At 32.0% G+C, this 18,628-nt stretch carries 15 protein-coding genes and 1 riboswitch; of the genes, 4 read left to right on the top strand and 11 right to left on the bottom strand.

Features of this window, described 5'->3' with window-relative positions; genetic code table 11:
- Positions 1-431 precede the first annotated feature (431 nt).
- Positions 432-1,883, top strand: coding sequence for an APC family permease (locus tag HMPREF2647_RS05230; RefSeq protein WP_070859664.1), 1,452 nt, complete (start codon positions 432-434; stop codon positions 1,881-1,883).
- A 128-nt stretch (positions 1,884-2,011) separates the two neighbouring features.
- Here the strand turns inward: HMPREF2647_RS05230 and HMPREF2647_RS05235 are convergent, their stop codons facing one another.
- Together HMPREF2647_RS05235 and HMPREF2647_RS05240 are read right to left on the bottom strand one after the other, a co-directional pair.
- Complete coding sequence (locus HMPREF2647_RS05235) at positions 2,012-3,349, bottom strand: aspartate aminotransferase family protein (protein ID WP_017175105.1); 1,338 nt, start codon at positions 3,347-3,349, stop codon at positions 2,012-2,014.
- A 202-nt stretch (positions 3,350-3,551) separates the two neighbouring features.
- Complete coding sequence (locus HMPREF2647_RS05240; RefSeq protein ID WP_017175106.1) at positions 3,552-4,367, bottom strand: MetQ/NlpA family ABC transporter substrate-binding protein; 816 nt, start codon at positions 4,365-4,367, stop codon at positions 3,552-3,554.
- A 108-nt stretch (positions 4,368-4,475) separates the two neighbouring features.
- Positions 4,476-4,582: riboswitch (SAM riboswitch) on the bottom strand.
- 146 nt (positions 4,583-4,728) lie between these two features.
- Between HMPREF2647_RS05240 and HMPREF2647_RS05245 the strand changes: the two genes are divergently transcribed.
- Both HMPREF2647_RS05245 and HMPREF2647_RS05250 read left to right on the top strand, forming a co-directional pair.
- On the top strand, positions 4,729-5,154 hold the full coding sequence (locus HMPREF2647_RS05245; protein WP_049382381.1) for a hypothetical protein: 426 nt from the start codon (positions 4,729-4,731) through the stop codon (positions 5,152-5,154).
- A gap of 166 nt (positions 5,155-5,320) precedes the next feature.
- Positions 5,321-5,944, top strand: a complete 624-nt coding sequence (locus tag HMPREF2647_RS05250) for an LPXTG cell wall anchor domain-containing protein (RefSeq protein WP_017175108.1) — start codon at positions 5,321-5,323, stop codon at positions 5,942-5,944.
- Between the two features lie 156 nt (positions 5,945-6,100).
- Here the strand turns inward: HMPREF2647_RS05250 and HMPREF2647_RS05255 are convergent, their stop codons facing one another.
- Positions 6,101-7,435: a putative glycoside hydrolase gene (locus HMPREF2647_RS05255; RefSeq protein WP_017175109.1), complete on the bottom strand. Its 1,335-nt coding sequence runs from the start codon at positions 7,433-7,435 to the stop codon at positions 6,101-6,103.
- A 192-nt stretch (positions 7,436-7,627) separates the two neighbouring features.
- Positions 7,628-8,119 carry a P-loop NTPase family protein gene (locus tag HMPREF2647_RS05260; protein ID WP_017175435.1) on the bottom strand — a complete coding sequence of 164 codons (492 nt, stop codon included), beginning with the start codon at positions 8,117-8,119 and terminating at the stop codon, positions 7,628-7,630.
- Positions 8,120-8,294: 175 nt separating this feature from the next.
- Here HMPREF2647_RS05260 and HMPREF2647_RS05265 point away from each other — a divergent pair, with 175 nt between their 5' ends.
- Complete coding sequence (locus HMPREF2647_RS05265) at positions 8,295-9,185, top strand: fructose bisphosphate aldolase (RefSeq protein ID WP_002449395.1); 891 nt, start codon at positions 8,295-8,297, stop codon at positions 9,183-9,185.
- A gap of 141 nt (positions 9,186-9,326) precedes the next feature.
- Here HMPREF2647_RS05265 and lqo read toward each other — a convergent pair whose 3' ends face one another.
- The 7 genes from lqo to HMPREF2647_RS05300 form a co-directional block, all read right to left on the bottom strand.
- On the bottom strand, positions 9,327-10,829 hold the full coding sequence (gene lqo / locus HMPREF2647_RS05270; protein ID WP_002449218.1) for an L-lactate dehydrogenase (quinone): 1,503 nt from the start codon (positions 10,827-10,829) through the stop codon (positions 9,327-9,329).
- A gap of 319 nt (positions 10,830-11,148) precedes the next feature.
- Entirely contained in the window at positions 11,149-11,979 is an 831-nt protein-coding gene (locus HMPREF2647_RS05275) for a pyruvate, water dikinase regulatory protein (RefSeq protein WP_002449455.1), read from the bottom strand.
- 6 nt (positions 11,980-11,985) lie between these two features.
- Complete coding sequence (gene ppdK, locus HMPREF2647_RS05280) at positions 11,986-14,610, bottom strand: pyruvate, phosphate dikinase (RefSeq protein WP_070859667.1); 2,625 nt, start codon at positions 14,608-14,610, stop codon at positions 11,986-11,988.
- Positions 14,611-14,823: 213 nt separating this feature from the next.
- The gene (mbcS, locus tag HMPREF2647_RS05285; RefSeq protein WP_002449501.1) at positions 14,824-16,416 is read right to left on the bottom strand and encodes an acyl-CoA synthetase MbcS; all 1,593 of its coding nucleotides are present in this window, start codon (positions 16,414-16,416) and stop codon (positions 14,824-14,826) included.
- Positions 16,417-16,559: 143 nt separating this feature from the next.
- The gene (locus HMPREF2647_RS05290) at positions 16,560-17,042 is read right to left on the bottom strand and encodes an antibiotic biosynthesis monooxygenase family protein (protein WP_048762286.1); all 483 of its coding nucleotides are present in this window, start codon (positions 17,040-17,042) and stop codon (positions 16,560-16,562) included.
- 63 nt (positions 17,043-17,105) lie between these two features.
- Positions 17,106-17,312, bottom strand: a complete 207-nt coding sequence (locus HMPREF2647_RS05295) for a YozE family protein (protein WP_002488219.1) — start codon at positions 17,310-17,312, stop codon at positions 17,106-17,108.
- 125 nt (positions 17,313-17,437) lie between these two features.
- Positions 17,438-18,619 carry an amidohydrolase gene (locus HMPREF2647_RS05300; protein WP_070859670.1) on the bottom strand — a complete coding sequence of 394 codons (1,182 nt, stop codon included), beginning with the start codon at positions 18,617-18,619 and terminating at the stop codon, positions 17,438-17,440.
- Positions 18,620-18,628: the final 9 nt, after the last annotated feature.

Below are 18,628 nucleotides of genomic sequence, written 5' to 3' on the forward strand. Positions count from 1 at the left end.
TGTAACTTTATTACGTTTCTTATTATAGTACGCATCGAAACATTAATAAAATACATATTTTCGATAGTAACCATTCCATATTGGAATAGGTCAATATACTTTAACCATTGTAAAATGACACAATTAAAAAGGTCTAATGACTTGACTTGTCTTCTATCATTATAGTGCCAATATTGATATAATTACTACTTTTTATATTTTTGGAGTAAATATACTCTTTTTTGTTGTTTTTATTTTAGATTTATCTGATATAATCAAATCTATCATTTAAATTTTCTAGTTATGTATTCTTGTTTGATTAAAAGTAAGAAAACTTGAAATTTTCAGAAATTTTAGACAAAATACCGTTCTTTTATGCTATGATAATAAATGTTATATAGCTAACAAGCTAATTCATTAAATTTTAAACTTATTAGTGGAGGTTCATAATTATGGCCAGTTTTTTCAAAAATTTTACTAGAAAAGAAGATCCCACTATCTATCAAAGTAAAGATGGACATTTAAAACGTACGTTACGTGTTAAAGATTTTCTTGCATTAGGTGTAGGTACTATTGTATCAACATCGATTTTCACACTACCTGGTGTAGTAGCAGCAGAGCATGCTGGTCCAGCCGTAGCTTTATCTTTCTTATTAGCTGCAATTGTTGCTGGTTTAGTTGCATTTTCATATGCTGAAATGGCTGCATCCATGCCTTTTGCTGGTTCTGCATATTCTTGGATTAACGTTTTATTTGGTGAATTCTTTGGATGGGTAGCTGGTTGGGCATTACTTGCCGAATACTTTATTGCCGTTGCCTTTGTAGCTTCTGGTTTTTCAGCCAATTTAAGAGGACTTGTGTCTCCTTTAGGTATTGCGTTACCTAAGTCTTTATCTAACCCTTTTGGTGCAAATGGAGGAATTATAGACTTAGTTGCAGCAATTGTTATTATTTTAACTGCATTATTATTATCTCGTGGTATGAGTGAAGCTGCTCGTATCGAAAATATTCTTGTTATTTTAAAAGTTCTAGCGATTGTTTTATTCGTTATTGTTGGATTAACAGCAATTCAAGCAAGTAACTATGTTCCATTTATTCCTGAGCATAAAGTCACTGAAACTGGTGATTTTGGTGGATGGCAAGGTATTTATGCGGGTGTATCAATGATTTTCTTGGCATACATAGGATTTGATTCAATTGCTGCCAACTCAGCTGAAGCTATTAATCCGCAAAAAACGATGCCTCGTGGTATTTTAGGTTCATTAATCATTGCGATTGTTTTATTCGTAGCTGTAGCTTTAGTATTAGTTGGTATGTTCCATTATTCAAAATATGCTGGGAATGCTGAACCTGTAGGTTGGGCACTTCGTCAAAGTGGACATGGTGTAGTAGCAGCAGTAGTTCAAGCTATTTCAGTCATCGGTATGTTTACAGCATTAATCGGTATGATGTTAGCTGGTTCACGTTTACTTTATTCATTTGGTCGTGACGGATTATTACCTTCTTGGTTAGCCAAATTAAATGATAAACATTTACCTAATAGAGCGCTTGTTATTCTCACTGTTATCGGTGTTTTAATTGGTTCAATGTTCCCATTTGCTTTCTTAGCTCAATTAATTTCAGCAGGTACATTAATTGCATTTATGTTTGTATCTATTGCAATGTATAGTTTAAGAAAACGTGAAGGCAAAGATTTACCAGTTCCAGCATTTAAAGTGCCATTCTTCCCTGTATTACCTGTCATTACCTTTTTATTAGTCTTGCTTGTATTCTGGGGATTAAGTTTTGAAGCTAAACTTTATACATTAATCTGGTTCTTAGTTGGTATTGTTATTTATGTACTCTATGGTATTAAACATTCTAAAAAGAATGATGAAGATGATTATGTCGTACCAAAAGATTAAGATAATGAACTAACTTATATTTCTCATATCCCCTTAAGAAACATTCAATTGTTTTTTAAGGGGAGTATACTGAAAAAGAGCAAGAAAAGACATTCACTTAATGTCTTTTCTTGCTCTTTTAATATATTTTACCAACCTTGTCCTTCTATACTATATTGATTTAAATTACCATCTTGTAGTGCTTGAAGCGCTTCTTCAATAATATCTAACGCTTTATCTAACTGTTCATAAGTAATAACGAGTGGCGGTTGAAAACGTAAGACGTTCCCAGCAACTGCAATAATCACTACACCATGTTCAAAACAGTAATTACAAATTTTCAATGCTTCTTCAGCAGCTCTTTCTTTTGACTGTTTGTCTTTAACAATATCAATTCCAATAGATAACCCAATACCGCGCACATCTCCTACGTAATCGTATTGATCTACCCATTGATTCATACGTTGACGCACGTAGTTTCCTTTTTCAGAACTAGCTGTTAGTAAGTCGTCGTTTTCTATCATTTCAATCGTAGCAAGAGCCGCTTCACAACTTACTGGATTTGCCCCTGTCGTAAATAGATGTGCTGGTGCTTCAAGACTTTCAATAATTTCTTTTCGACCCACAATCGCTGACATTGGTAATCCACCTGCTAATGATTTACCAAATGTAATGAGGTCTGGTGTAAAGTTAAAGTGGTCCACAGAGCTCCAAGAACCTGTACGACCTAATCCTTGTTGGATATCATCAACAGCAATTAAAATACCGTATTCTCGACATAACGCTTCAAGTGCTTCAAAATAGCCTTCTACTGGTTCTAATAGTCCACCATCTCCTTGAATCGTTTCTAACACAATACAAGCTACTTCCTCAGCTGGAACATATTTAGCAAACATCTCTTTCAATGGCGCTAAATATTCTTCAACAGTGTTTGATTTAGATTGTTCAAACATCCCTCTGTATTTATCTGGAAATGGAATATGATAAAAACCATTTAATAAAGGGCCATAATGTTTACGCATATTTAAACTGATAGCCGACATTGATAACGCTCCAAATGTAGAGCCATGATAAGCATTTGTAAAGCTGATAATATAGGGTCGTCCCGTATAAGCACGTGCAAATTTGATAATACCATCATTCGCATCCGAACCACTCAAACCAAATGTGACACGTTTTTCATAATCACCTGGCGCAATATCGCATAACTTTTTAGACAGTTTCACTAAAGGCTCGTGATACATATATGCGGGGGTATAATGAATAAATTTATCTACTTGCTTTTTAATCGCCTCTGCTACCTGTTGTGGTGCATGACCCACATTTTGTGAGCTTGCACTAGCTAACAAATCGATGTATTCTTTTCCATCTATATCTACTAAAGTTGCTCCATATCCATGATCAATCACTAATGGATAATATTTTATACGTCCTGAAGTAGCAAAATACTTGCTCTCTTCTTTTATCATATCCTCTGCTTTACTCAAATTGACTCATCCTCTCCCAAAGTATCAACAACTTATATCTAACTTTCTTTATTGACTTCAATTCTTGTGATAATAATCAATATCTTACTAATAATTGTCAGATTTGTAAATATTTTCAGAAAAATTAAAATATATTGTTTCTATCTTTTAAACAATGATAAATATAAATCATAAAAGGCCTCTAATAGAGACCTTTTATGACTTATTTGTTTTCGTATGGAATAACATCATCGCCATATTCTTTTTTAATATACGCTTTGATTTCTTTAGATTGCATAACTTTTAATAATGTTTGGAATTTTTCATCATTTTTATGACCTTCTTGCACGGCAATCGTATTCGCAAATGGTGATGATTTACCTTCCATAACAATAGCATCTTTAGACGGTTTTAAACCATTATCAAGCGCATAGTTTGAATTTATAATTACTGCAGCTCCTTCACCATTCTCATATGTTTTTGGTAAAAACTCTGCCCCTTGTTGATGGTTAAATTTCAAGTGTTTTTTATTTTCAGCAATATCTTCAAATTTTGCATTTTCAATTTTAACGCCTTTTTTTAATTTAATTAATCCTTCATTAACAAAGAAAGATAGAAAACGTCCTTCTTCTGCAGGATTATTAGAAACGTAAATCGTCGATCCATCTGGAATGTCTTTTAAATTTTTATATTTTTTACTATATACACCCATAGGCGTTGTAAACACTTTACCTAATTCTTCAATTTTATAACCATGACTTTTCTTTTCAGCATTCAAGTATGGAACGTGTTGGAAGAAGTTCGCATCAACATCGCCTTTATCTAATAATTTATTAGGCACCTTATAATCATTAACTTCTTTGACTTCTAAATCATATCCTTTTTTCTTCATTTCTTCTTTAGCTTTTTTCAACACATCACCATGAGGTGCTGGCGACGCTGCTACGGTAATTTTTTTATTATCTTCTTTCTGATTTCCACAAGCCGTTAGCGTAATAATTACTAATACAATACTGATCATACCTATTAATTTTTTCATATGTATTGACACCTTTTTATAAATTTTCAACTCTCATTTACTCTTACTAGATATGTAAAGACATAAAAAAATACTTTCTACTATTAAGAGAAAGCATCGATACACTTTCTCTCATCTTCTAAAGTATGATTAACTTTATGTGAATTAGCACCATGTCATACCATGACGGTTGCTGGGTTTCGTAGGGCACATCCCTCCACCACTCTTGATAAGAGTTAATAGATTATTGAATTATTAATAACTTATCATTGATTTAAACGTTGGTCAATATGTTTTTTTAATATTCTAAAAATTCAAAAAGTGTTAAACCAAATATTTCAGGGAATATTCTTATACTATGTATATAAGAAGGAGGGAAATTATGATCTATTATTTTTATCATTGTCTTAGTGCTTTAGTTATAAGTATCATCTTATTAATTACAATGGCTATAATGGATGTCTTAGTTCAATCGACTCATCTTACTTTATTGTTAATTAATATTGATTTCTTAATTGACCCAAGCAAAACGCCATTATTATTAGAACTAGCCATTCATATTTTTATAGGATGGTTAATATATTTTATTTTCTTACTTATTTATCATGTCTTTAAACCATTATATAAACTAAGTTATGTCTTATTAATGATTGTTTTTGCCTCTCTTTATCCGTCACTCATCGCTATGGCAAAGCGTTCATTCTTTCACTTTAACTGGACAGAATACGGTTTATGGATGATTGCTCATATTATTTTTATGATTTTAATGGCTTGTTCCATTTCATATTTTTCTAAAAAGAAATATTAATACCTTATATAAATTATGTGATAAATATTGATTTAATGTTTACAAAACATTTATTCTTTAAGTTAAGTTAAAGATTTATTATGATTTTTTTTAAAACCCTGTTTCTGATCTATTCAAATGCTACACTCTAGTTGTAATTGATCATGAATGAAATGGGGTTTTCATTATGAAGAAAGTATCTTTCATCGCATCTACACTTTTAACAAGTACAATGCTACTTACAACGACTCAATCTGTAGAAGCACATACTGCTGACTTAGTGACTAAAGAAAACGCTAAACAAATTGCTACAGATGCATTATCTAATAGTGGAGGTAATCCAAATCTACAACGACTTGGTCGTACTGTTGACAAAGGCGCATACTTTGAAATTATAAGTCATAATAGATTAAATGAAGGCAGTGGAATGTATAAAGTTTATAAAAATGGCGAAGTTGAGTACAAAAATGGTACATATAGTGACTTTAATCAACTTCAAGATACACGTATTCATGCAGAATCAGGTATCGCTAAAGCTGCTAAAACACCTTCCTCTTCTAATGATAAACAAGTTAATTCTGTTGATTGTGCACGTGAACTCAATCGTTATTATGTAGGAACAGTTGCTTCTTCTGAGGTGCCATCCTCTAAGTCACTTAAAAATACTCAAACATCACAATCTTCTGTTAAAACACTCCCAAGTACTGGAGACGATACACAACAACACTCAACTCAACTTTTAGCCTCACTTCTATTAGTTATGGGAACTTCATTATTACTTAAACGAAAACATCATAGTCATTCTTATTGATCTACTAAACATTTTTAATAAATAAAAAAGGAGTGAGTCAACAAATTCAAAATGAATTCTGACTCACTCCTTTTGTTTAATCATGATTTCGTTTAAATAGTTCTACAAGATAAATCATTTCCATACTAAATTAATATACAAGAAACTGTCTCTATATTATTTATTTTTATTATCCGCTTGTTCATTATCTTGACTATCAGAATGTTGATCATCTTTGTTTTTAGTTTGTTCTACACCTTCAGGGTCTTGTTCTTTAGCATTGCCTTTTTTTGGATTATAATTAACACCTTCTGTATAATCATTACCTGCATTCCATAATAAGAACTCATTCACACCGTTATCTTTTAAAGCTTGAACTTCTTCAGATATCGCTTTTGCATCATAATCAATATAATTACCAGCCCCTAAATATGAAGCGGTAAAGTCTTGAATCCATGGTCTTGAAATAGGCTTATCTTTACCTAATGTATCTAATAAACTATTTTCTTTTTGAATATAGCGATTAACTGTTTTATATGGCTCAGTATCTGGTGCTTGTAAACCGAAATCTCCATTACTCCAATGAGATGGATAAATCATTGATGAAATGGCATCTACATTTTTAGAAATTTTAGGGAAGCTTTGACCAATACCAGGTGCATTTTCAACTAATGCAGAATAACCAAATACATCAGCTGACACATTAACTCCCATTGGTTTTAATTCTTTATTTGCGTATTCTAAGAATTTAGTAATTGTATCCACACGTTGATCGCCTGAACTCATCTGACTATTTTTATATTCACCTTTATTATAAGTTAAGCTATCTGCTTGATTTTCAAATCCTTCTGGGAAGCGTACATAGTCAAATTGAATATCTTGGAAGCCTGCTTTTGCAGCTGCTTTTGCAACATCAATATCATACTTCCATACTTCCTTCATAAATGGATTAACAAAGCTATCCCCTTTACCATTTGTCCAAACAGAACCATCACTATTTTTGAATGTCCATTCAGGGTGTTCATTTGCTAATTTTGTATCTTTAAATGTCACAATACGTGCAATTGGATAAATATTATTATCATGTAGTTTTTTTAATAATTTTTTACCATCTACAATATCAAGCGTATTTTTATCCACTTGTTTATTGCCTGTATTTAATTTCATAGTAATGTTACCTGTATCATCTTTCACATCGATAACCATGGTATTTAAATTAGAATCTTTGATGAATTTAACTAACTCATCCATTTTAGCACCCTGTGTAGAATTACTTGTTACATAAATCCCTTTAACACCATCTTTAGGATACTCTACTTTATTTTCATTTGTATTTTTATCATTATTCTTTTTCAATGCATCACTTTGACTATTACCACTTTTATTACTAGATTGCTCATTTTTCTGATTTCCATCTTTTTGTCCACTATCAGATGCATTATCTCCATTACTACAAGCCGCCAATAATAGAGCACTTGTTGTTAATACAGCAAAAATTTTATTTTTCTTCATTACTGTTCCTCCAAGAAAGTATATAAGTATTAATTAAGAACTTAGTTATCATATATAAACGATTTAAAAATAAAGACTAACTTCAATTAATAAGAACTTAACTTACTTTAGAATAGCATATTTTAACAAAAAATATACGATACACTAAAGTTTTATAAAATATTCTATTTAATATTTACATATATTAAAATTTTAAAGAAAACGTAAAGATAATGCTTTAGAATCATCGATGATCCACTGAACATTTGGTATTGATCTTTTCATTTGTTGCATGATAAATTGCTCATTATTTTTAGGAAAATCCCAAATATACTTAATAAATTCAAAACTTAATGTTTTAGGATTTCCTCCGATATGTTCTCTGTTAAATAGTGAATATATGTAACGCTTGATTACTCTAAGTATACATTTTACTCTTGGTTCTTTAATCCATATGACTTTAGTTGCATATTTTAATCTCATACTAAGTGTACTAGAATAATTTCCATCAATAATCCATTCCTCTTTTACTACAATAGATTCAAGTTTTTGTTTTAATTCTTCAAAAGTAATGACGTTTTTATTATTAAGCCATTGAATTTGATCAATATGGTAAAGTGGCAGTTGATATTTTAAATGTAGTTGATATGCCAATGTTGATTTTCCAGAACCAGGGCTACCAATAATTAATATACGTTGTTTCATAACAATCCCCTTTGAATATGTTTGAATGTTTACATTAAATGTATAAATACGGTAATTTCATAAAATTGTAAATTGTTAATTAAGAAATTTCAATAATTAATTACTTTATACTTGAGAATATTATTATTTTTTACGATAATGATATTGAAAGTTTATTAAAGGAGTGAAAGGCATAATGAATAAAGAACAATTAGAAAAAGTAAGTCATGGGAAAGGATTCATCGCTGCATTAGACCAAAGTGGTGGTAGTACTCCAAAAGCATTAAAAGAATATGGTGTAAACGAAGATCAATACAGCAATGATGACGAAATGTTCCAACTTGTACATGATATGCGTACACGTGTTGTCACTTCACCTTCATTTACTTCAGATAAAATTTTAGGTGCGATTCTATTTGAACAAACTATGGATCGTGAAGTTGAAGGTAAATATACTGGTGACTACTTAGCTGATAAAGGTGTCGTTCCTTTCTTAAAAGTCGACAAAGGTTTAGCTGAAGAGCAAAATGGTGTCCAATTAATGAAACCTATCGACAACTTAGATGAAACTTTAGACCGTGCAGTTGAACGTCATATCTTCGGTACTAAAATGCGTTCTAACATCTTAGAATTAAATGAACAAGGTATCAAAGACGTTGTTGAACAACAATTTGAAATTGCTAAAAAAATCATTGCTAAAGGTTTAGTACCTATCATTGAACCTGAAGTAAACATTAACGCTAAAGACAAAGCTGAAATCGAAGAAGTATTAAAAGCTGAACTTAAAAAAGGCTTAGATTCTTTAAATGATGATCAATTAGTAATGCTAAAATTAACTATCCCTACTAAAGCTAACTTATACAAAGAATTAGCTGATCATCCAAATGTTGTTCGTGTTGTTGTATTATCTGGTGGCTACAGCAGAGACGAAGCAAACAAATTATTAAAAGACAATGATGAATTAATTGCAAGCTTCTCACGTGCATTAGCAAGTGATTTACGTGCAGGCCAATCAAAAGAAGAATTTGATAAAGCTTTAGGCGATGCAGTAGATTCAATCTACGATGCTTCAGTAAATAAAAATTAATAGTCAGATTTTTATTTAAAAGTGATGAGTCACGTGCTCATCACTTTTTTCATGTTTTTAAGCAGTTATAACCATTAAATTTATTTAATAAAAAAACTGTTAACAGAACGTGATGTCCTGTTAACAGTTTTCTAATTTTTCTTATTTAGCATTAGTATTTTCATAGAAACCTAATTCTAATTGTTTAGATGTTAAACGACGAGTTTTTCTCATTAAGTCAACATCATGAATTAATGATTCACCATATGAAGGAATCATTTTTTTGATTTTTGGTTTCCATTCATCTAAATATTGTTCGAAGTTTCTTTCGATAACTTCTAACGCTACTGAAACTGATGTAGAAGCCCCTGGTGATTCACCAAGTAAAGCAATGATAGAGTGGTCTTTAGAGTCAACCACTTCTGTACCGAATTGGATGAATCCTTTACCTTCTTTTTCATCATCTTTAATAACTTGTACACGTGTACCAGCAGTATATACTTGCCAATCTTCATCACGAGCTTCAGGGTAGAACGTACGTAAGTGGTTCATACAACCTTCTTTAGTCATGATGATTTGGTCAAATGAATATTTAAGTAATGACATATTCTTAACTGCTGCAGCTAATAACGTAGTGATATTGTGTGGTTTAACTGATTTGAATAAATCTAAGTTAGAACCGTGAATTAAGAATTTAGGGCCAACATTTGCGAATGGTCCGAATAATAATGTTCTTTCACCATCGATATAACGAGTATCTAAGTGAGGAACAGTCATTGGTGGTGTGCCAGGTGGCTCTTTACCATAAACTTTCGCATCATGTTGTTCGATAACTTCTGGATTTGTACAAGCGATAAATTGACCAATGATTGGGAAACCACCGATATGTTTACCTTCTTCGATACCAGTTTTTTGTAATAATGGAATAGATCCACCACCAGCACCGATGAATACATGGTCAGCTTCTTTAGTAAAGACTTTATTGTTAGCTAAATCTTTAATTTTAACTTGCCATTTACCGTTAGATAAACGTTTGAAGTCTTGTACTTCATGATTATAGTTGACGTTTACGTTTGAATCGTCGTTTTGTAAGTTATGTGCCATTTTACGAGTTAATTCACCGTAGTTAACGTCAGTACCTTCGTCGATTTTACTAGCAGCCATTAAGCCATCATCGAAACGACCTTGCATCATTAATGGAATCCATTTTCTCATTACTTCGATGTCTTCAGTGTATTCGATATCATCGAACATAGGGAAATCTTTCATTTTTTCGTAACGTTCTTTTAAGAATTGAACGTTGTTTTTACCACGTACGAAACTGATATGTGGTAAAGGATGAATGAAATCTCTAGGATCTTTAATTTGTCCTGATTCTACTAAATGACCCCAAAATTGTTTAGAAATTTCAAATTGTTCGTTAATTTCTTTTGCTTTTTCAATGTCAATCGTACCATCTGGTTGTCTTACAGTATAGTTTAATTCACATAATGCAGCGTGACCAGTACCAGCATTGTTACGTTCATTTGAACTTTCGATACCTGGACGATCTAAACGTTCATAAAGATCGATGTTCCAGTTAGGTACAAGTTCATTGAACATAGATGCAACTGTTGTACTAATTACACCAGCACCGACAATAATCATATCTTTTGATTCTGTCATGTTTGTACACCTCTCCAAAAATTATGTTTCACAATATATTATAATTACCTGTTGCTCTTGTTTCCCTAATATCTAGTAATCAATATATTGTTTTAGTAATGTGTTAAGTCTTTCATTACTATGTTAAAACAAATATAGTCAATTGTAAATCAGAAAAACTTAAATATTCGAATTAATGAATTCATTATCATTAAATTAAGCAGAAAGATTTATCAATATAAGCTAAACAGTAAGAATGTTTAGTTGAATGATCAAAGTTTTATTATAACATGATGTCATTACAATCACTTAATGATTTACTTACAACCTTATATGATGATTATTTATTATTTTGTAAAAACTTTTCAATATAAAAAGCTGATTCTTCAATTGATTTATACTCAGTATTAATCACTGTAGCATTTAATTTTTTAAATACTTCTTCTGCATAACTGAGTTCTTCTTTTATACGATTTAAATTATTATATTGAGACGCTTTTGACAAACCTAATGTTTCAGCACGACTTTTTCGTATATTTGCAATATACTGTGGACTTGCAGTTAATCCAAATACTTGTAACCCTTTTTGCTTAAAAACACTGTCTGGAATACTAACTTCAGGTACTAAAGGAATGTTTGCTATTTTGTAGCCTTTATTCGCTAAATACATACTTAATGGTGTCTTTGAAGTACGTGATACCCCTACAATCAATGCATCTGCTTCACCTATATCAGAAAAATGCTTACCATCATCATATTTAACTGAATATTCAATGGCTTCAATACGCTTAAAATAAGCTTCATTTAACTTTCTTAATGCACCACTTTCCATCAATGGTTTTTCACCTGTCACGTGTTCAACAATGCTAATTAAATCAGACATATAATCTACATATGGGATATCATGTTCTCTAGCAAATTCGTGACCAAGTGCATTAAATGATTCACTTACTAATGTCGTAGCTACTATTGCGTTGTGTTCTTTCGCTAAATTTAATATATTTAAAAATTCTTCCTCATCTTTAATATAAGGAAATTTTTTTATTTCTACATTATTTAAATCTGGAAACTGGGTTAAGGTTGCATGAATCATACGTTGAGCAGTTTCTCCAATTGAATCTGAAACAATAAACAATTTTAAATTATGCGCTTGTGACTCGACTTCATTCATTTTTGATTACTCACTTTCCTCCACTTGACTTTGAGCAGTCGCTAAAATTGCTCCTGGAATTCGGAATGGTGAACATGATACATAATCAATTGATAAGTGATTGAAATAATGAATAGATTTCGCATCTCCACCTAATTCACCACATACACCAATCTTAATATTTTCGTTCACTTTCTTTGCCTGTTTAACTGCCACTTCAATTAGTTTTCCAACGCCATCTTTATCTAATGTTTGGAACGGGTCAAGTTTCAATATATTTCTTTCAGTATACACATTTATAAACTTCCCTGCATCATCTCTAGAAAAACCAAATGACAATTGTGTTAAATCGTTCGTACCAAAGCTGAAGAAATCACAATGTTTTGCTAATTCGTCTGAAATAAGACATGCACGAGGCGTTTCGATCATTGTTCCCATTAAGTAATCTACGCTTTTCTGATGTTGTTTTTCTAATTGGGTAATCGTCTTAACAAGGTTTTCTTTTAAAGTGGTAAATTCTTCTACTGTAGACACTAACGGAATCATAATTTCTGGTTTACACTGAATGCCTTCTTCTTTTAATTTAAATACACTTTCAATAATCGCTTCTACTTGCATTTCATATAACTCAGGGTATGTGATTGCTAAACGACAACCACGATGTCCAAGCATTGGATTCACTTCGTTTAAATCCACAATGCGTTTATCTAATGTTTCCTTCGGTATATTTAATTGCTTCGCAACATTCGCAATATCTTCCTCAGAATGTGGTAAGAACTCATGCAATGGCGGATCAAGTAAACGCACTATGGTAGGATGTTCACCTGATAATTTAAAAATTTCTTTAAAGTCTTCTACTTGATATTGTTTAATATGATTAAGTGCTTCGAGACGATCTTCACGAGAGGATGATAGAATGAAACGTCTCATCTCTACTAGTCGCTCAGCCCCAAAGAACATATGCTCTGTACGTACTAATCCGATGCCTTTAGCGCCAAATTGGTAACCTACTTTAATATCTTGAGGTGTTTCTGCATTCATACGTACTTTTAAACGAGCTGTTTTTTCTGACCACTCCATAAATTGATTGAATGACTCACTATGCTCAGCATTGACTGTTTTAATCTCACCTAAATAAATGTCACCTTCTGAACCATCAACTGAAACCATATCTCCTTCATGTAGTGTTTGATTGCCATAGTATACCGTCTTAGCACTCGTATTAATTTCTAAATCAGAACATCCTGTCACACAACATTTACCCATTCCACGAGCTACAACTGCTGCATGAGACGTCATGCCACCATGTGTGGTTACAATCGCTTCACTTGCAATCATACCTTCAATATCTTCAGGAGACGTTTCTGGTCTCATCAAGATCACCTTTTTACCTTGCTCTGATTGTGCTTTCGCCTCTTCAGCAGTAAATACAATTTGACCTGTTGCAGCACCTGGGCTCGCTGGCAATCCCATTTTAGATACAACTGTTGCTTCTTTTAATGAAGACTCATCGAAATTAGGATGTAAAAGTTGATCAATTGATTTTACTTCAACTTTTTTCATTGCTTCTTTTTTAGTAATAATGTCTTCATTCACTAAATCTACAGCAATTTGAATAGCCGCACGTGCTGTACGTTTACCATTACGAGTTTGGAGTAAATATAATTGTCCATTTTCAATTGTAAATTCAATATCTTGCATATCTTTATAATGTTTTTCTAATTGTTTTGTCACATCTACAAATTCTTGATGAACCTCTGGCATTTGATCGTGTAATGTTGAGATATCTTTAGGTGTACGAATACCTGCAACAACATCTTCTCCTTGCGCATTAAGCAAATATTCACCAAATAATTTATTTTCGCCAGTCACTGGATTACGTGTAAAAGCAACGCCTGTCCCACTATTATCTCCACTATTACCGAAAACCATTTCTTGGATATTTACTGCTGTACCAATGTCGTGTGGAATATCATTTAAATCTCGGTAAATACGAGCACGATCATTATCCCAAGATTTAAATACAGCTTCTATAGCTTCTTCCAGTTGTTTCAAAGGCTCTTGCGGGAAAGGTTGATGTACTTCTTCTACATATATCTCTTTAAAGCGCTTACAAATTTCTTTTAAACCATCTGCACTAATGGCAGCGTCATTCTCAAAATGATGTTGTTTTTTATACTGTTCGAAATATGTATCAAATGCTTGCATAGGCACACTATATACGACTTCACCAAACATTTGTAATAAACGACGATAACAGTCATAAGCAAAACGTTTATCCCCAGTTTTTTCAGCTAATTTTTCTACATTTTCATCATTTAAACCCAAGTTTAATATTGTATCCATCATTCCTGGCATAGAAATTTTTGCCCCACTTCTTACAGAAACAAGCAATAAATTCGTATCAGAAGAGAAGATTTTTCCGGTTCTCTCTGAAAATGAAGCCAAGTGATCAATTAATTCTGTTTTGATCTCAGTAGATAATGACTTCCCTTGTTTTAAATACTCAATACATGCTGTTGTGGTAATGGTGAAACCATCTGGTACAGGTAAACCTAAGCGTTTCATTTCAGATAGATTAGCTCCTTTACCTCCCAATAAATCTCTCATTGATTTTTGTCCTTCATCAAATGCATAAATATATTTAGTCATTATAAATCACCTCAAATTTTTATTATGTCATACTAATTATTTAAAAGTATGTCATAATAATGCATGAAATACAATTAAAATTATCTTTATTTTCAATTTTTTTAAATATAGACATATTTCCAACATTGATGTTATCTGATACATCAGTATACTCATCATAAAAAAACACTGATAAATTAGTGACATACTAATTTATCAGTGTGATGCATATGATTATTTATTTTGAGCGTTGTTATGTTTTGTGCGTTCAGCTTCGCGTAATTCAACACGACGAATTTTGCCAGAGTTTGTTTTGGGTAAATCTTCTACAAATTCAATCGCACGTGGATATTTATATGGTGCGACTACTTTTTTAGAGAAAGTTTGTAACTCTTTCACTAAATCATCACTTGGTTTATAACCCTCTTTTAAAATAATAAATGCTTTAACAATATTGCCACGAATTGGATGTGGACTTGCTACAACTGCACATTCTTTTACCGCTTCATGATTTGTGAGTGCATCTTCAACTTCGAAAGGTCCAATAGTATAGCCAGAACTAATAATAATATCGTCACGGCGACCTTCAAACCAGAAATAACCATCTTCATCGATATGTGCTAAATCTCCAGTAATATAATAATCTCCTGCATGTGCATCTTTTGTACGTTTCTCATCTTTAAAGTAACCTTTAAATAATCCAGGGAAATCAAGTGGTAATGCTATATTACCTTTTACATTTGTATCCACTTTGTTTCCCTCATCATCAACAACTGCTACACGACTACCAGGAATAGCTTTACCCATAGAACCAGGACGTTGTTCTGTATCTTTTAAGAAACCAATTAGTAACGTACTTTCTGTTTGTCCATATCCGTCACGCACTGTTAAATTAAAATGTTTACGGAATTGTTCAACGACTTCTCTATTTAATGGTTCTCCTGCAGATACTGCACTGTGTAAATGATCTAAATTGTATTTATCTAAGTTATCTAATTTTGCCATCATACGGTATTCTGTTGGTGTACAACAAAGCACATTAATTTTAAATTTTTGTAATAATGATAAATAACGAGAAGGATTAAATTTACCATTATACACAAATGCTGTCGCTCCTGATCCCATAATAGATAGGAATGGACTCCATACCCATTTTTGCCAACCAGGTGCAGCTGTTGCCCACACCAAGTCATCTTCTTTTATAGCTAACCAATGTTCAGGTGCCATTTTCATATGAGCATATCCCCAACCATGAGAATGTGTAACAGCTTTTGGATTACCTGTAGTTCCAGAAGTATAAGATAAAATAGCAACATCATCTCTTGTTGTATTTGCTGTGTCTAATTCATCACTTTGCTTTACTTTTTCCTCTTCAATACTAATCCAATTCTCTTCATTTCCATTAATAACAAATTTTGTTAATTCATGATATTCTTTAATGTCTCTAAATTCTTCTATAAAATCAGCTAACGCAATAACTGCATTAATTTCTCCATGCGTAATACGATATTGTAAATCTTTTGTTCTTAACATTTCAGAACTCGGGATAATTGCAATACCTAATTTTAATGCTGCAATATAAAGTTCATACGTGATGATAGCACGTGGCATCATGATTAACACTTTATCGCCTTTTTTTAGTCCATGGTTTAATAATACATGTCCTACTTTATTAGCGTTTTTAATTAATTCAGAGTATGTCACACTAATGGGTTCTTCTACACCATTTTCATAAATAATTGCTTGTTTATTTTGATTTGAAGCATGTTTTTCTATTTCAGATACAATATTATATGTTTCTGGTGCTAATAAATTTAAATGATTCATTACTTTACTTTCCTTCCAATTTTTAAATCTTCATCGTTCATAAAATCATACATCTTAATTTCATGCAATTCTACGCGGTATTTGTTTTAAATATAAAAAAGATTAAGTTTCTATACCAGTATATTACTTTTTTAGAAACTTAATCATTGAATATTAAACATATTATCTATATCAATACTCGTTTCTAAATTAGCAAGTTCTATTCTTACATTATAAGATAAATCGCGATTAACTATTTTATTATCGACACCTTGTTTAGTGCCTCTTTTTTTATGCGTTTTACCATAAGCGTCTGAACTTTGCCAATCATAGAACGATTGTCGATCTTTCCATAACGTCAAAATAATATAATGACGATGCTTAGTTTGAGGACGTAAAAAACGTAAAGCTTTGAATCCTGGCACATCTTGTAAATATTTAGTGCGCTTTAAAAATTTAGATTCAAATTGAGGTTCATTACCTTCATTAACAAACAAGTGATTTAAAACACACATTGAATCGTTTGTTAACTCATTTATTGACTCAAGTACTGTATATAATTGAACATCATTATTTTTTTCGATAGACATCGTTTGATCTTCTTTTTCTTCTATGACATATGTTTTATAATTATCAGTTAAAGTCATTTCTTTGTTCCTTCATTTCTTAACTAGCTTTAAGCTATCATTTTTTATTTTTGCTATTCACATCTATCTTTTTTCATATAACGAAAGGGAACGTTTAACAATTTCTAAGAATTCATGATCTAACATCGACATCTTAGAAAAGTAATCAAGTATATTTTCAGCAAGATATTCATGTTTTGGAAAATCTTGGTCTTGATTTATCCATGATGCAAGTTCACCTAATGGGGTCTTATCATCAATAAATCCTTGCATAAAATCATAGAAACTCATCAACTCACCCCAATATCTAGATATAGAATAATACTATCATGACACATTCTTTAATACTAGAATATCAACTCGACTTCTACTTTAAAAATGTAAATTGATTTCTTATAAATATATAGTATGACTGCTTATTCAATAGTTAGATAGTTTAATACCACAGCACCTACTGCTTCTGCTGCAACTAACATACTTGATTCATCAATCGTAAATTTAGGATGATGATGTGGATATGCTTTACCCTTTCTAGGTTTTGCTCCAGAATATATAAAAGTACTTGGCAATGTTTTAGCATAAAAAGCGAAGTCTTCAGATGGCGGTTGAGGTTCACATATTTCTACGCCTTTAACATCAGCTAATTTTGACTGTTTAATTGTTTCTGCAACATATTCAGTAAAATCAGGATCATTATACAATGCAGGATAATCTTTACTAAATGTAAACTCACAATTTACACCAAACGTTTCTTCCAAACCGTGAACTATTTGTTTTAAAGCCGTTTCAATACGATCACGTGTAGCATCTGTCAAAGCGCGAACGTCACCTTCAATGGTTACTTTATCTTTAATCACATTAAATTGACCTTTACCATCAAATGATCCAATTGTGACGACACCTGTTTCAAATGGATTAAGACGACGTGAGACTACTGTTTGAGCGGTAGTAACGAAATGAGCTCCCGCTACAATCGCATCATTTGCAGTATGCGGAGAAGAACCATGTCCTCCTTCACCTTTTACAATTAATTTAAAGTAAGAACGTCCTGTTTGAACGTTACCCTTATGATAATAGACTTTACCAGGCGCCATATTAGTCATCACATGGGTACCTAAAACATGGTCCACGCCATCCAATACGCCATCTTCAATCATACCTTTAGCTCCACCAGGTGGCATTTCTTCAGCGGGTTGATGAATAACAATTACTTTGCCACTGAACTGAGATTTCATTTCTATCAATGTTTCTGCCAAAATAAGCATATATGCTGTATGTGCATCATGTCCACACGCATGCATGACTCCCTCGTTTTTAGAAACAAATGATAAACCAGTATCTTCTTGAATGGGAAGCGCATCAAAATCTGCTCGAATAGCAATCGTTTTCCCAGGTTTACCACTATCTATCGTCACTTTTACACCATTTTGTCCTATATTTGTTTCTACCTTACAATCTTTATCTTTATAAAAATTAGCAATATATTTGGGTGTCTCAGTTTCATGAAATGATAGCTCAGGATATTCATGTAAATGTCTGCGAACCTCGATCATACGTTTTTCCTTATCTTGTAAACGTTGCACCAAATCTTTAATCATTTCATTTCA

The sequence above is a fragment of the Staphylococcus sp. HMSC035D11 genome (assembly GCF_001836075.1).
GTDB lineage: Bacteria > Bacillota > Bacilli > Staphylococcales > Staphylococcaceae > Staphylococcus > Staphylococcus hominis.

Excerpts from the sequence above, each read along its gene's own strand:
- HMPREF2647_RS05230 (WP_070859664.1), top strand. The coding sequence starts at position 432 with ATGGCCAGTTTTTTCAAAAATTTTACTAGAAAAGAAGATCCCACTATC.
- HMPREF2647_RS05240 (WP_017175106.1), bottom strand. The coding sequence starts at position 4,367 with ATGAAAAAATTAATAGGTATGATCAGTATTGTATTAGTAATTATTACG.
- HMPREF2647_RS05245 (WP_049382381.1), top strand. The coding sequence starts at position 4,729 with ATGATCTATTATTTTTATCATTGTCTTAGTGCTTTAGTTATAAGTATC.
- HMPREF2647_RS05250 (WP_017175108.1), top strand. The coding sequence starts at position 5,321 with ATGAAGAAAGTATCTTTCATCGCATCTACACTTTTAACAAGTACAATG.
- HMPREF2647_RS05255 (WP_017175109.1), bottom strand. The coding sequence starts at position 7,435 with ATGAAGAAAAATAAAATTTTTGCTGTATTAACAACAAGTGCTCTATTA.
- HMPREF2647_RS05260 (WP_017175435.1), bottom strand. The coding sequence starts at position 8,119 with ATGAAACAACGTATATTAATTATTGGTAGCCCTGGTTCTGGAAAATCA.
- HMPREF2647_RS05265 (WP_002449395.1), top strand. The coding sequence starts at position 8,295 with ATGAATAAAGAACAATTAGAAAAAGTAAGTCATGGGAAAGGATTCATC.
- lqo (WP_002449218.1), bottom strand. The coding sequence starts at position 10,829 with ATGACAGAATCAAAAGATATGATTATTGTCGGTGCTGGTGTAATTAGT.
- HMPREF2647_RS05275 (WP_002449455.1), bottom strand. The coding sequence starts at position 11,979 with ATGAATGAAGTCGAGTCACAAGCGCATAATTTAAAATTGTTTATTGTT.
- ppdK (WP_070859667.1), bottom strand. The coding sequence starts at position 14,610 with ATGACTAAATATATTTATGCATTTGATGAAGGACAAAAATCAATGAGA.
- mbcS (WP_002449501.1), bottom strand. The coding sequence starts at position 16,416 with ATGAATCATTTAAATTTATTAGCACCAGAAACATATAATATTGTATCT.
- HMPREF2647_RS05290 (WP_048762286.1), bottom strand. The coding sequence starts at position 17,042 with ATGACTTTAACTGATAATTATAAAACATATGTCATAGAAGAAAAAGAA.
- HMPREF2647_RS05295 (WP_002488219.1), bottom strand. The coding sequence starts at position 17,312 with ATGAGTTTCTATGATTTTATGCAAGGATTTATTGATGATAAGACCCCA.
- HMPREF2647_RS05300 (WP_070859670.1), bottom strand. The coding sequence starts at position 18,619 with ATGATTAAAGATTTGGTGCAACGTTTACAAGATAAGGAAAAACGTATG.